Raw genomic sequence first — 14,348 nt, 5'->3', positions numbered from 1 at the left:
GTTTCATCTCCAGGATTGCAATAAATGACGGCAATTGTACATATTAAAATCGAATAAGATAAGGAGGGCTGATTTTATGCGAATAATTATGTCGACACGAGCAAGAGGCGTGGTGTATCCCGTACTTTTCATATTAATGGTGTGTTTTTCTCTGAGCGGCTGTTCCATGGGACCCAAGGCTCTCAAGGGAAATCGTCTCGATTACAACGTGAGCATTCAGAAGAGCAACAATGAAGAACTCCTCATTAATCTAGTCCGTGCGAAATATTACGAGCCGCTGTTTTTCCTTCAGGTGGGATCCATCTCTTCATCATTCAGTTATACGGTCAGTGCGGCGCTGGGGGGGACAATCTTTAGTAAGGGAAGTGATATATTCGCAAATTCCATGTCACCAGAGCTCGGCGCCGGTTATGGAGAAAAACCTACGATTACCTACACGCCGGTCCAGGGGGAGCAGGCGTTAAAGCAGCTTATGGAGGAAATTAATCTGGATCGGTTTCTGCTCCTCACACGGGTAGGGTGGAGTATAGACTCTCTTATGTGGACCGTCGTGCAGCGGATCGGTGAACTCAACAATTATGATCCCGGCATAACGAAGGGTGTAGCCGACCCGTATGGTAAATTTCTTGATCTTGCAGAAATATTTCGCCGGATGCAATCGCGCGGTGACATTGAGTTCGTCGGTGTCGATAAGGAAGGGAAGGGCACTATGCAGTTACGATATGCCGGACCGGAAGAGGCCGACGAAGTTGAGAATCTTCTTGGAATCAAACCTGGGAGGATCAACGCTCCGGACGGTAAGATCATCTCGAGCATCAAACTGACACCGGTCAGGGACCTTACCATCGGTCTCAGGGAAACGGGAAGACGCAATGCAGTGTCAAGTTTAAGAGTTGTTTCGGCATGCTGTATGACCTTGCGCGGAATGTGGAGGTGTCGGAAAAGGATGTGGAAAGGGGGCTGACACAGAACTTTGAACCCCTCGGGGAAAATATGATGAAGCGAAAAGGATTGCATCAGGGTCTTGTTAACGTGCGAAGCAGCTCTGCACGGCCAAGTGATGCGTATGTGTCCGTTTTTTACCGGGGACGCTGGTATTACATAGCGGACGATGATGCCCGGTCCAAGGCGTATTTCGTGCTTGTAGGAATGATCTTCTCCCTCCAGGCGGGAGAACTGCACACGGCTCAGCCACTGTTAACGCTGCCGGTAAACCAGTAATCTTGCTCGCTACTGATAGCGGGCAAATTTTTCATGAACTCGTAAAAAGTCACAAAACTCCCTCTCCCTTGATGGGAGAGGGTTGGGGTGAGGGTGAATGCAGCGTCATTTCACTCACTTGCGTCCCCCTCCCCTTTGTCCCCTCCCGCCAGGGGAGGGGGAATCAGACTTTTTACGAAGCCGTCAATTTTTCATTCAACGATGACAGGAGGATTGATTATGTGTTTAAAAAACAGGATGATTGTTTTGTCAGTTATTATATGGGTTTTATCGATACCGGTAATGCTGCACGCCGGGACTCAACTGCCCCGGGAGATACAGTCAATTATTGATGCGCCCCGGTACGTTCCCTCTCAATGGGGAATTTTAGTGGCGGACCTTAAAACGGGGAAGACAATCTACGAGCTGAACGCAGACAAACTTTTTGCTCCGGCATCTACGACAAAACTGTTTACAATGGCTACCGGGCTTGACACTTTCGGAGCGGATTACCAATTCGAAACTCCCATATATCGCAACGCGCCCGTCAATTCCGCAGGTGAATTGAAGGGTGATCTTATACTGGTGGCCAGCGGTGATCTGACCCTCGGAGGTCGTACGGACGTTAACGGTCACATAACGTTTACCGAAATGGATCATACGGACGCAGGCATGGACGGGCCTCTGTCGGCAGTGTTGACCGAACAGGATCCTCTGGCGGGGATTAACAATCTGGCCTCGCAGGTGGCTGCTTCCGGTATCAAACGGGTATGTGGCGACGTCATTATCGATGATCGTCTGTTCGAAGCAAGTACAGCCGGACACAGTTTCATCAGAACACCCGTCACCGTCAATGACAATCTCATTGATTTTGTGATAACACCGTCTGAACCCGGGATGGACGCGACTGTCAAATGGCGTCCTCACACCTCTGCCTACCGGGTTGACGCTCAGGTAAAAACCGTAGCCTCAACGGAAACGCCCCGTATCCTTATTACATCCGGTGGCTCTAATAGAATTTTAGTCAGGGGACAAATGCCGGCTAAACAGAAGCCGTCAATTCGCGTCTGGCAGGTTGAAGATCCCGCCTCGTTTGCCCGAACACTTCTTATTGAGGCACTTCGACGGGAAAATGTTAAGGTAGATATCTCACCATACGGCAAAAACCCTTCCGACCGGTTACCTGAAAAAAGCGCTTATAAAAAAATGCAAAGGGTGGCCTTATTGAGTTCGCCACCCTATTCCGAAACGGTAAAACTGATTTTGAAAGTCAGTCACAATCTTGGTGCGGATATTGCCCCCCTTTTAGTTGCCGCAAAGAACGGAAAATACACTTTTGAAGAGGGAATGGCTATTGAAGGAGTTTTTCTCAAGCGGGCTGGTGTAGATATTAAATCTATTTCACTTGCCGATGGCCAGGGCGGAGAGCGGGGCGATCTCATTACACCCCGGGCTGCTGTTCAGCTATTAAGATACATGACAACCCGTCCCTGTTTTAAGGCATATCACGATGCGCTGCCGATACTCGGAGTAGACGGCTCACTGGCTCATTCAGTTCCACCCGATAGTCCAGCCAGGGGCAAGGTATTCGCCAAGACAGGCACAATTGTTCAGGGGGATCTTCTGAATGACCGCCCCATTCTCCTGGTGAAGGGATTGGCAGGTTATATAACAACATCCGGTGGTCGCAAACTGGCATTTGCGGTTTACGTGAATAATGTACCCATACAAGAACTCGATGACATGTTAAAAGTCGGGAATGACCTTGGGAAAATTTCGGAAGCCGTATACCTTGCGGAATAAATCAACAGACTCATGAACTGAGGAGCTCTGAAAAAGGAAAGGAGTGAACAGATGAAGAGAACAGGCCTTATAATACTACTTGCTGTTTTACTTATCCTGTCGGTATCCGGTTCCGTACCCGCCGGGGAAACTGCCGGCATGAAAAGTCCGAAATTGATATTCTCAGCGGAATTTGAAGGAGGCAAGCTGTACCGTTCCGGTGAGATCAGGGTGGTAGAACTGACCGGTAACTATCGGCAGATGGGTCGGCAGTACGGGATGCTCCTGAAAGACGACCTGAAGGAACTCTACCACGATGCCATAGACAAGTTCTTTATAAAGAAAAAGGGATTCCCCCTGGAGCGACTTAAAACCATAGCCGGGTCGATCTTCGATCTTTACCCTCGGCGGTATAAGGAAATCATCTACGGAATGGCTGAAACATCCGGACTGGGAGCTGAAAAGCAGATTCTGCTGAATGCTATCGAGTGGTTTCCGAAGATAAACCACCTGTCCTTTGACCATTGTTCCGGCGTTGCCGCCTGGGGTCCGTATACGTCAGGAGGCCCGCTCGTATTCGGGAGAAACAATGACGACGATCCCTTATATAAGGACTTTGCCAGATTTATGGTAGTCTCGGTCTTCAACGCCGCCGACGGGTCCATTCCTGCCGCACTCATCAATTACGCCGGAGTAATATACAACGCCACCGGAATGAACAGCAATGGGCTGTTCATTGAACTGAACAGCGGTCCCTGGATGGGATTCTGTCTGGACAGGACATCTATGTTTGTGACGCTTTTTTCTTTTCTGCAGGACTATTCTTACCTGTCTGAGATGGATAATGCCTTTAATGCTACTCTGCCCAATCTTTCTACTATTGTTAACGTGGCCGATAAAAACGGGGCTTACTCGTACGAATCTTCGCTCTATGACACGAGGCGAAGGAATCCGGAACGTGACGGCTTCATGGCAGCCACAAACCACTTTATGGGTTCAACGTGGAAACTGACGCAGATCGACGACAGTGTGCTGCCCGAAACAAGCTATAAGAGGTATCGGAACCTTCTCGCCCTTGGAGAAAAGTACCGGGGCAAATTCACCCCTCAGATTATGATGAAAGTTCTTGATACCTCCATCGAAAATGGCGGTCCCACAGATACGGAAAAGACAATATACCAGGTCATTGCTGTCCCCGCGGAGTTGAAAATTTGGCTCAAGGTTCCCGGCTTCCAGGATTGGGCTGAGGTCGGACTTGGCCCGCTGTTCAGGAAAAAATAACCGGGGGGTGCACTCCGCAAGCCCCGCCTTGTAGTAGGCGGGGCCAAGGGGCGCAATATAAAACAAACATATTCCTTTTGATCTCAGCATGATTGCGAAGTACAGCGTTCCTGTAATCCGGTAAAACATTCACGATAATTCAGTATCAGATATTTTATAGTTGCTTAAAATTGATGCACTCGTAAAAAGTCAGTTTTTGTCACCCTGAATTTATTTCAGGGTCTCTAACTTGCTGAAATGTTTAGATGCTGAAACAAGTTCAGCATGACAAATGACACATTTTGAGACTTTTTACGAGACTGTCAAAATTAACAAGGAGGTGTCATTATGAATCGGCGCGATTTTATCAAGGCGGCTCTTATTTCTTCCGCCGGCATCGGTGTCATGTTGGAGGCGGTTCCATCCTGCGCACGGGGTATCTCAGCCTCGGCCTTCACGGGCAGGGCTGGAGTCCGGTGCTACAAGGGTCCACCCAAGGGGGTTATTCTGACATCCTTGAGCGATTTTTTCAAGATCGGTCCGGGTCCTTCCAGTTCCCACACCATCGCACCTCTCAGGATCGCCGCTAACTTCAGAGAAGCGTTAACGAAAATTCCCAGGGAGAAACTGGCGCAAGCGCGGAAAATCGAGGCACGACTGTATGGTAGCCTGAGCAGTACCGGTAAGGGGCATCGAACTGATCGCGCAATAATTGCCGGCCTGTTAGGCCAGAAACCGGAAACCTGCGACACCAGGCTGATGGAGGAGCTTGCCGATGAAAAGAAAACCTACACCGCCACCATCAGCGGCGTGAATTTCACCATCGGTCAAGACACCATCGTCTGGGACAAGGTCGAGCACAACTTTCCCTTTGTCAACACCTTGATAATGCGACTGGTTTACGGCAAGGGGTCCGAGATTTTCTCAAGGGAGTATTACTCCACCGGCGGTGGCTTCTTTGAGTGGAAGGGCCAGGAGCCAGAGGCTCGGGGCAAACCGGTCTATTCCTACGGCAGCATGACCGCCTTCCGTCGCCTGGCAGCGGAGCGTAAAAAAAGTCTGCACGAGATCATCCTGGAAAACGATATGGCGGTTATGGGTGTCGGTGAGAAGGACATACTGGCCCACATGGATCTTGTGCTCGATACCATGGAAAACGGTGTGAGGCAGGGATTGAAGGAAGAGGGTTTGCTTCCCGGACCTTTCGAATTTCATCGCAAGGCCAAGCGCATCCACCAGCAGGCACTGAAAATGAAGGGCGGCGATAACTTTATGGGATTGCTCAGCAGCTATGCCCTAGCCGTTTCTGAAGGCAATGCCGCCGGCCGGCTGGCCGTAACTGCGCCGACCCTTGGCTCGGCCGGTACCATCCCGTCGATAACATATGTGATGAAGCACCACCTGAAGTACTCACAGGACACCATGCGCAAAGGGCTGTTGGCTGCGGCGCTGGTGGGATTTCTGTGCAAAAATAACGCCAGCGTTGCGGGCGCTGAGGTTGGTTGCCAGGGCGAGATCGGTGTCGCTTCATCCATGGCAGCAGCAATGATTACGTATGCCAGTGGAGCCTCCCTTGAAGCCACCGAGGTGGCGGCAACCATCGCACTGGAACACCATCTGGGCATGTCCTGTGATCCGGTGGGAGGCTTCGTGCTGATTCCCTGCATCGAACGGAACGCCTTTGGTGCCATCAAGGCCTACAACGCCTATCTCATGGCCACCAACGAAATTACCTCTCAGCATTGGGAAGACCTGGACCGGGTTATCGCGGCTATGCTGGAGACCGGGAAAGCCCTGCCACAGGCTTATAGAGAGATGGGCACCGGCGGGCTGGGAGTGACTATGGTAGACTGCTGACTTTGGTGACGACCCGAACGCATAAATAATTTTTATCTGTATTACCCTTGGGAGTGTATACCCTTGATATACGAATATATAACGGCCACTAATTTTTAAGGGATAATTAGTGGCTGTTCCCAATTTACGTATAAAGATGGAGATTAGGGAGGTGTAATATGATGGTATTTAAGAAGAACAGATTAATCTGGATTTGTGAAATATTTTTTGTCATTTTTCTCATAACCCTATTTTCTGCGAATATCTATGCCCAAACCGCAAAGGTGGGGCAAAAAGCTGAATGGGAGTATCCAAAAAAGATTTTGATGCATACTCCCGGAGATGAGATATTCATGGGGGTATTGCATCCGGAGGCAGCACTTTATGAAAAACCATTCAGCCTGAAAATTGCCGATGCCGAACATTTAAAATATATAGAAAGGTTACGCAAACGCGGTGCCGAAGTATATAGGGTTGTCGATATGCTGCTGAAAGGTACCATTGATAAACAGGGACGACCTACACCTTCCCCCGAACTGGACGCGCTTAGAAGATTTGCAGGAGAGTTTCTGAAATTTGACAGTTCTGCCATTGAAGAACCGGACAAAAGCCGGCAGAAAAAATACAAAAAGGAAATTCTCTCCAAGTTAACTCCTTACGAGTTAATAAAGATAATTCTTCAGCGACCTACCATCCATCTGCATCAAACCGACAAAAATACAGGTATGAGCGCCACCTATGAAGTCAGCCCTGTGATGAACCTCTACTTTCTGCGAGATCAGATGATAACCACGGCAAAAGGTGTCGTTATTGCAAAAATGAATTCAGTTCAGAGAGCTCCTGAGACAAAAATCATTAAATTTGTCCTGAAAAAAATGGGGATAACCCCTATCTATGAAGTGAAAGGAACAGGCAGGTTGGAAGGAGGAGATTATTTTTCCGCAGGTGAAGTGGCTCTTATCGGGCAGGGATTACGAACAAATGCTGAAGGGATAAAGCAGCTCCTTGACAATCAGGTTTTTGGAACTCCCCTGGTCGCTGTTGTAAAAGATAACTGGGAAAACCAGGAGGAAATGCATCTCGATACGTACTTCAATATTATCAGTTCCAAGCTTGCGGTAATGATTGATTTCAGGATGAATGTTCCCGGGAAGGAACCTGAACTGAAGGGAATTTCAACGAAAGTAGATGTTTACAGGCTTGATGATGAAGGATATAAACTCGTAATCAAGAACAGGGATTTTCAGCAATATCTTGAGAAAGATCTCGGATACACAATAATTCCGGTCTCACGAAAAGATCAGAATCTTTACGGCATCAATTTCCTGACAGTCGCTCCGAACAAGATTTTAGGAATTGACGGTGTGAGCAAAGAATACAAAGATACGCTAAAGAAAAACGGCGTTGACGCCGTCTGGATGGATTTCGGGGAACTGACGAAAGGCTACGGTGCCGCCCATTGCACAACGCAGGTACTGCTTCGTGAAAATGTTTCAAAAAACAAAGACACGACAACCGGTAAATAATTTCACAGAGAGGTAAGCCATGGTTAAGAGAATACGTCTTTTCTTATTCGTTTTAATTCTGTTTATTATAGGATGCGCGTCCGGCAACCTGATACAGACAACGGATACTGTATTTATGGTTTCTCCTGATGACTTTGCCTATAATAAACAAACTGCAGCTTCAAACGTTTTTCAGCATAATGATACTCCGGTTTTGGAAGCCAGAAACCAGGCAATGGATCAGTTCAACAAAATGGTAAAAAAACTGCAGTCGGAAAATATCAGAGTTATTCACGTAAAAAGCAGAAATGATATTAAAACACCCGATGCAGTTTTTCCTAATAACTGGTTTTCAACACACCGAAATGGAGAAAGAGGTACCGCAATTGTTATATATCCAATGGCTACTCCGAACAGGAGAGACGAAGTTCGTGTTGATCTTTTGAAAAGCAAACTCAAAGAAAACGGAATGAAAATTTCAAAAGTAATCGATCTGAGACATTACAATAAACAGAACAAGGCACTGGAAGGAACTGGCGCCATGGTTCTTGACCGCATTCATAAAGCAGCTTTTGTTTCTTTGTCTCCCCGGGCGAATAAAGAGTTACTGGAAGACTTCTGTAAACAGCTTGGTTATCGTCCTGTGATTTTTCACAGCTATGATAAGGGGGAACTCATTTACCATACAAATGTAATGATGTCTGTCGGGACTGATTATGCTGTGATTTGTTCAGAAAGTATAACGGACAAAAGCGAAAGAAAGATGGTGTTGAATGAATTGAAAAAACTCGGGAAAAGAATTGTAGAGATTTCTCCTGAACAGATGGAGCATATGTGCGGTAATATTCTTCAGCTTCATACCACAAATGGGGAAAATGTGATTATTATGTCTACTACAGCATATAAAAACTTCTCCCGTGCGCAAAAAAAAGAATTAGAAAAATCAGGTGCCATAATTCCTTTCGACATACATACAATCGAGAATATCGGAGGGGGCAGTGCCCGGTGTATGGTAGCAGAAATATTCCATCACTCGTTATTTTGAGAGCACAGGAATGAAACAATGGCATCTCTATATCATCAGATGTGACGACCGGGATTTATACACCGGCATCAGCACGGATGTGCAGCGACGGGTAGCCGAACATGTCTCGGGCAATCGGAAGGCGGCGAAATACACCTGGTGACCCCAATCCTGCTGATATGAAGACATTTACCGGAATGAATGGATTATAAATAAGATGATTATACAAATAAAATAACGTAGCGGGACAACACGATAAATTAAATAGAGATGGGGGGCCTTATGCATAACAATGACCATAACAAGAGCATAAAAGTTCTGTCCCGAAGAGACTTTTTAAACGGCCTGATTATAAACGAGAGTGTTTCTTTCAGGATGATGATGGTTAGTGAGGGACTATGAAGTTCGAACAATACAATATTTCAGAAGAAATAAAAAAGAATCTGGCGCAGCTCGGCTTTAAGAGACCGACAGATATACAATTTAAATCAATCCCGTCAATCATGAAGGGTGAGGACGTTCTTGCCATAGCCCAAACGGGAACGGGCAAAACGGCTGCCTTTGCCATTCCGCTCATTGACAGAATCCACGGTAAAAAAAGCAGTAAACGGTCTGCCGGTATTAAATGTATCGTTATGGTCCCGACTCGTGAACTGGCACAGCAGATCGGCGGCGTTTTTAAAGATCTTGCAAAGCATACCAGAGTAAACGCTTTCTCGCTTCATGGTGGTGTTGAGCAGGACCCGCAGATTAAAAAGCTTCAGGCGGGAATTGATATCCTTGTTACAACGCCTGGGCGCATGTTTGATTTGATCAATCAGGGGTATATTAATCTCGGGAGTGTTGAAGTTCTGGTCCTCGATGAAGCCGATCGTATGCTGGACCTGGGGTTTATCGCGGATATTAAATATGTCAAGAAAATGCTGACCCGAAAGCATCAGACTCTTTTCTTCTCTGCAACCATCAATAAGGAAATCAAAAAGCTTGCTTATTCGCAGGTTAAAAGTTCCGCGATTCGGATTCAGCTCTCTCCTGAAGATCCCGTCTCGAAAAATGTTTCTCACTTTGTCATGTTCGTCGAAATGGATGACAAGCGGTTTTTCCTGGAGGAATTTGTCAAAGATAACCCGGACAGCAAGATCATCGTATTTGTCAGAACCAGGGTTCGCGCTGAAAGGGTGACAAAAGCAATGGAACGGGTTAACATACGCTCTGTTACGATTCATGGTGATAAGGAGCAGCACACGAGAACCGATGTGATGCAGAAGTTCAAGGACGGCGAATGTAATATCCTGATCGCAACGGATGTCAGTGCCAGGGGAATTGATATTCCTGATGTTAATTATGTCGTAAATTATGACTTGCCCGATAATCCGGAATACTATGTCCACAGAGTGGGAAGGACCGGGCGGGGCATCAAAAAAGGGATTGCCATTTCATTTTGCAGTACGGATGAGAAAGAGCGTCTTGACGAGATCCAGCAGTTATTGAAAAAAGACATTGAGGTTATAAAAATCAGTAAAGGAGATTATGTCCAGACAATTGCTCCCCCCCCGGAGAAAAGTTTACACGAGTTGATTGATGATTATGAGAACCGGCAGAAGAAAAGGCCGGGAAAAGTCAAAAAAAGAAAATGACCGGCGGCCCGGCGAAAATTTTCACCCCCCAAAATAGACATTGATCCTTCCAATACAGTAGGACAGGTGTCCCGCCTGTCCACAATAGTGAATCGCCGTAGACAGCCGAGACGGCTGTCCTGCGGGATGGGGAGGACAGTCTTTATTTCCAATGTCTATTTTGGGGTCACTCATATTCTTTGACAGGCGTGCAGGAGTGTGATAGAAGCGCTGCCCTGCTTAATCATCGCATAGACATATTCTGTACATACATACGTTTCATTGTGGTACATTATCGGCAGTCGATTGGAACTCTGGGAACTGGCGGAAAGTTACATTCTGTCTGTCATGAGCACATGCCCGGTTTGAAGAGACATTTTGCGAAACGGTTACAATTAAATATTACAATATGTGGAGGAAAGTAATGAAAGACTGTTCAAAAATCAATTTTTTCAGTGGCGGACTGAAAGGCGCGGAAACTGCTTTTGGAGAAAATGCAGAGAAGTGGGGAATCCGTGAAGTCACTTTTTCGTTCCCGGGATATAACCTCACTCGTGAAAAGAATGTTACGATCTTAAGTGATGAGGAATTGAAATGCGGCGATGTCAGCATGGAGATTGTTTCCAACCGCATGGGGAGACGGTATACTCATGCCGACAAAATCAGAAAAGTATTCCAGGTTATTTTCCATATGGTCAACAAAGGTTTTCAGGTTATAGCGGTGGGAATAATCATGGAAGACGGAACCGTTAAAGGTGGAACGGGCTGGGCTGTTGAACTGGCAAAATTCTTTAACCGGCCGGTGAGCGTTTTCGATCAGGAAACAGCCCACTGGTATACGTGGAAGGACAGCGTCTGGGAAAAGGACACACCCGTCATCAGTTATGATTCGTTCTGCGGGACGGGGACGCGAAACCTGACTGAAGAAGGCCACAAAGCAATTAATGACCTTTTTGAGCGATCTTTCGGTTAGATACTGGAAGAAAACACTGGGAGTAAATCCCAGCAATAAGGCAGCGAAGTATAATCTGGAAAAATACGGGGAATAGAGATGTGACTCTAATCTTCGCATAAAAAGAGGCTTAGAGCGATAAACTCTAAGCCCCTTTTTATTGTTTGGTAGCGGGGGCTGAAGGGAATTCCCATAGTATCTTTCAGGTCATTCTTGAGGCGTGGTCGGGTGGTTCGGAAAAAACAGCTTGCTTTATTATGAATATGGAGTAAAATGCGATATTCATTGTAGGGTATTATCTTTTTTGTTATGAGAGACTGCTATATCAAACCGCGCAATCCTCTTGTATAGGATTATGCGGTTTTTTGTTTTTAGCGGTTTCGGGATAAAAATGGCTATGATAGAGGGCCGTATAAAAAGGAGTAGTTAGAAAAATAAACATTATGAATACATTTGCAGATATTGGCATTAACAACGATATCCTTAAAGGGCTAACATCCTTAGGATTTCAAGAACCAACGCCGGTTCAGGCACAGGTCATTCCATTAATGCTGGAACGACGAGTAGATCTGGTAAGCCTGGCGCAAACCGGAACAGGCAAAACAGCAGCGTTTGGCCTTCCATTGATTCAGATGACAAACACAAAAAGCGGGCAAACGCAAGGGTTGATTCTGTGTCCTACGCGGGAGCTTTGCGTGCAAGTAGCCAGAGATTTGGAAGCCTTTTCCCGGCATGTTGAGGGATTAAAAATATTAGCAGTTTACGGTGGTGCAAGTATTGAGCAGCAGATTAAAGCCTTGCGTAAAGGTGTCCAGCTTATTGTTGCAACCCCGGGCCGCTTAAATGACTTAATCAGGCGCGGTAAGGTTGACATATCCGGTGTGCGTTATGTTGTGCTTGATGAAGCTGATGAAATGCTGCAAATGGGTTTTCAGGATGAATTAAACGCCATACTGGCCCAGACACCCTTAGAAAAAAATACATTGTTGTTTTCGGCAACGATGTCGAAAGAAGTTGCAGCTATAGCCAGTAAGTATATGTCTGATCCTGTTGAGGTTACAATCGGTAAGCGCAATGCAGGCGCAGAAAATGTGAGTCATGAATGTTACATGGTTCATGCCAGGGATCGCTATATTGCTTTGAAGCGAATCGTAGACAATTGCCCCAATATTTATTCAATTATTTTTTGCCGTACTCGGCAGGAGACCAATGCAGTAGCCAATAAATTGATTCAGGACGGGTACAACGCCGATGCTTTGCATGGAGATTTGTCCCAGGACCAGCGTGATCAAGTGATGAAGAAATTCCGCTGCAAGAATCTGCAAATACTTGTGGCAACCGATGTTGCTGCTCGTGGCCTGGATGTTAATGATCTGACCCATGTGATCAATTACAATCTTCCTGACGATCTTGGCAATTATACCCATAGAAGCGGTCGTACCGGCCGGGCTGGACGTACTGGGATATCTGTTGCCATCGTTCACATGAAGGAACACTTTAAGATCAGGGAAATTGAAAAAAAGCTTAATAAGAAGTTTAAGCAGTGCCGGATTCCTTCAGGCGTGGAGATTTGTAAAAAACAGCTGGCTAGCCTGGTTGATGTCGTTATGAAAGTTGAGGTGGACCACGACCAGATTGATCCACTGTGTGCAGAAATTTTAGAAAAGCTCGGATCCCTGGATCGCGAAGAGCTTATCAAGAGATTTGTTTCTTTGGAGTTTAATCGGTTCCTGGAATATTACAAAAATGCTCCTGATCTCAATGTAAGTGATGGGGCGAAAAAACGGCAGGGTACAAAAGAACGGCAGGGTGAGGAGTCTGCTAACAATTCAAACCACAAGCAGAAGTTCACCCGTTTTTTTCTTAATGTTGGCCGGCGTGACGGGATTATGCCCCAGGGTCTGATTGGAAAGATTAATGGTGTTCCTGGTGGTGGGCGCATTAAATTAGGAAAGATTGAAATTATGCGGAACACGGCTCTGCTTGAAGCAGATAGCAGATTTACACCCCAAATACTTGATGTTTTTCAGCATGTTAAAATCAATGGCAAAACAGTTTCCATTGAGGTTGCCCGAGGCAATAACGGCACAAGTCGGCCCAAACATGGCGGAATACGCCACCGTAAAGGGCGCAAGTTAAGACTGCATAGAGAGCGTAGCGTTGAAACCCAGCAAATTTATTGATGTTGTGGAGACTGGCAACACATACAGTTGCAGCAAATCGTGGTGCAGCAAAAATTCCAAGGAGAGTGATAATGGAAATTTATGTTGGACAACTGCCTTACAATGTAAACGAAAGTGAATTAAAAGAACTCTTCTCAGAGTTTGGTGAGATTGCCAGTGTCAAGTTGATCATGGATCACTATTCAGGAAGATCGAAAGGCTTTGGTTTTATCGACATACCGAACAATTCAGAAGCAGATGCAGCGATAAAAGCCTTGAATAAAAGCATGTTCAAGGGAAGAGAGATCAAAGTAAACCAGGTGCAGGAAACGCGCCGTGAAAAACGTTCGAAACGTCGTTCTCGATATTAGACTGATTTGCCTGGATCGATAAGGGGGCAAATCTATGTTTGACCCTGAGCAATCTATTTCCTCATGTCCGGAACCTCCTTTATCACACCATGACAGAAACGGACATTTGCGCCCAACACGAAGCATTAATAAGGACACAACCATGATAACCGCATCCAACATTGCTCTCTCCTATGGCAAGAGGGTCATCTTCCAGGACGTCAATATCAAGTTCACCCCTGGCAACTGCTACGGCCTGATCGGGGCGAACGGCTCCGGAAAATCCACCTTTCTGAAGATCCTGGCAGGTCAGCTTGAGCCTGATCGGGGCGAGATTACCAAGGGGCGGGGAGAGCGCATCGCGATGCTCAGCCAGGACCAGTTCGCCTTTGACGAGTACACCGTTTTCAATACCGTGATCATAGGCCATAAGAAGCTCTACAAGGTGATGGCCGAGCGTGAGGCCCTCTATTCCAAGGCTGATTTTACCGAGGAAGACGGCATCCGTTCCGGAGAGTTGGAAGCCAAGTTCGGTGAAATGAACGGCTATGAGGCAGAGACAGAGGCCGCGGTGCTGTTAAACGGCCTCGGCATCCCGGAAGAGATGCGTCAGAAAAAGATGAAGGAGCTTGACGGCAGCGATAAGGTACGGGTACTGCTG

13 protein-coding genes are annotated in these 14,348 nt (G+C 46.6%); all 13 read left to right on the top strand.

All coding sequences use genetic code 11. The features are described 5' to 3' along the window. Positions 1–76 precede the first annotated feature (76 nt). Positions 77–964: a hypothetical protein gene (locus Q7J27_03875; GenBank protein ID MDO9528279.1), complete on the top strand. Its 888-nt coding sequence runs from the start codon at positions 77–79 to the stop codon at positions 962–964. After that, the gene (locus tag Q7J27_03870; GenBank protein ID MDO9528278.1) at positions 934–1,221 is read left to right on the top strand and encodes a hypothetical protein; all 288 of its coding nucleotides are present in this window, start codon (positions 934–936) and stop codon (positions 1,219–1,221) included. The genes Q7J27_03875 and Q7J27_03870 overlap by 31 nt, the downstream gene beginning before the upstream one ends. 219 nt (positions 1,222–1,440) lie before the next feature. Then, the gene (gene dacB / locus Q7J27_03865) at positions 1,441–3,003 is read left to right on the top strand and encodes a D-alanyl-D-alanine carboxypeptidase/D-alanyl-D-alanine-endopeptidase (protein MDO9528277.1); all 1,563 of its coding nucleotides are present in this window, start codon (positions 1,441–1,443) and stop codon (positions 3,001–3,003) included. A gap of 51 nt (positions 3,004–3,054) precedes the next feature. Continuing rightward, positions 3,055–4,263, top strand: coding sequence for a C45 family peptidase (locus Q7J27_03860; protein ID MDO9528276.1), 1,209 nt, complete (start codon positions 3,055–3,057; stop codon positions 4,261–4,263). Between the two features lie 327 nt (positions 4,264–4,590). Next, positions 4,591–6,099, top strand: a complete 1,509-nt coding sequence (locus Q7J27_03855) for an L-serine ammonia-lyase (protein ID MDO9528275.1) — start codon at positions 4,591–4,593, stop codon at positions 6,097–6,099. A 158-nt stretch (positions 6,100–6,257) separates the two neighbouring features. Continuing rightward, complete coding sequence (locus tag Q7J27_03850; GenBank protein ID MDO9528274.1) at positions 6,258–7,604, top strand: arginine deiminase family protein; 1,347 nt, start codon at positions 6,258–6,260, stop codon at positions 7,602–7,604. Between the two features lie 19 nt (positions 7,605–7,623). Continuing rightward, the gene (locus Q7J27_03845; GenBank protein MDO9528273.1) at positions 7,624–8,628 is read left to right on the top strand and encodes an arginine deiminase-related protein; all 1,005 of its coding nucleotides are present in this window, start codon (positions 7,624–7,626) and stop codon (positions 8,626–8,628) included. A gap of 10 nt (positions 8,629–8,638) precedes the next feature. Further along, positions 8,639–8,770, top strand: coding sequence for a GIY-YIG nuclease family protein (locus Q7J27_03840; GenBank protein ID MDO9528272.1), 132 nt, complete (start codon positions 8,639–8,641; stop codon positions 8,768–8,770). Between the two features lie 235 nt (positions 8,771–9,005). After that, complete coding sequence (locus tag Q7J27_03835) at positions 9,006–10,244, top strand: DEAD/DEAH box helicase (protein MDO9528271.1); 1,239 nt, start codon at positions 9,006–9,008, stop codon at positions 10,242–10,244. Positions 10,245–10,647: 403 nt separating this feature from the next. Beyond that, positions 10,648–11,196, top strand: coding sequence for a hypothetical protein (locus tag Q7J27_03830; protein ID MDO9528270.1), 549 nt, complete (start codon positions 10,648–10,650; stop codon positions 11,194–11,196). Between the two features lie 422 nt (positions 11,197–11,618). Beyond that, a complete protein-coding gene (locus Q7J27_03825; protein MDO9528269.1) occupies positions 11,619–13,358 on the top strand; it encodes a DEAD/DEAH box helicase in 1,740 nt (579 codons plus the stop codon). 71 nt (positions 13,359–13,429) lie between these two features. Continuing rightward, positions 13,430–13,708, top strand: coding sequence for an RNA-binding protein (locus tag Q7J27_03820; GenBank protein ID MDO9528268.1), 279 nt, complete (start codon positions 13,430–13,432; stop codon positions 13,706–13,708). A 142-nt stretch (positions 13,709–13,850) separates the two neighbouring features. Beyond that, on the top strand, positions 13,851–14,348 hold a 498-nt coding region (locus tag Q7J27_03815; protein MDO9528267.1), incomplete at its 3' end, for an ATP-binding cassette domain-containing protein.

This window comes from Syntrophales bacterium, from assembly GCA_030655775.1.
Lineage (GTDB): Bacteria > Desulfobacterota > Syntrophia > Syntrophales > JADFWA01 > JAUSPI01.
Note: the sequence above shows the minus strand (reverse complement) of the source record. Positions and strands in the feature narration are given on the sequence as shown.

Coding starts and splice junctions, on each gene's coding strand:
- Q7J27_03875 (MDO9528279.1), top strand. CDS start 77: ATGCGAATAATTATGTCGACACGAGCAAGAGGCGTGGTGTATCCCGTA.
- dacB (MDO9528277.1), top strand. CDS start 1,441: ATGTGTTTAAAAAACAGGATGATTGTTTTGTCAGTTATTATATGGGTT.
- Q7J27_03860 (MDO9528276.1), top strand. CDS start 3,055: ATGAAGAGAACAGGCCTTATAATACTACTTGCTGTTTTACTTATCCTG.
- Q7J27_03855 (MDO9528275.1), top strand. CDS start 4,591: ATGAATCGGCGCGATTTTATCAAGGCGGCTCTTATTTCTTCCGCCGGC.
- Q7J27_03850 (MDO9528274.1), top strand. CDS start 6,258: ATGATGGTATTTAAGAAGAACAGATTAATCTGGATTTGTGAAATATTT.
- Q7J27_03845 (MDO9528273.1), top strand. CDS start 7,624: ATGGTTAAGAGAATACGTCTTTTCTTATTCGTTTTAATTCTGTTTATT.
- Q7J27_03840 (MDO9528272.1), top strand. CDS start 8,639: ATGAAACAATGGCATCTCTATATCATCAGATGTGACGACCGGGATTTA.
- Q7J27_03835 (MDO9528271.1), top strand. CDS start 9,006: ATGAAGTTCGAACAATACAATATTTCAGAAGAAATAAAAAAGAATCTG.
- Q7J27_03830 (MDO9528270.1), top strand. CDS start 10,648: ATGAAAGACTGTTCAAAAATCAATTTTTTCAGTGGCGGACTGAAAGGC.
- Q7J27_03825 (MDO9528269.1), top strand. CDS start 11,619: ATGAATACATTTGCAGATATTGGCATTAACAACGATATCCTTAAAGGG.
- Q7J27_03820 (MDO9528268.1), top strand. CDS start 13,430: ATGGAAATTTATGTTGGACAACTGCCTTACAATGTAAACGAAAGTGAA.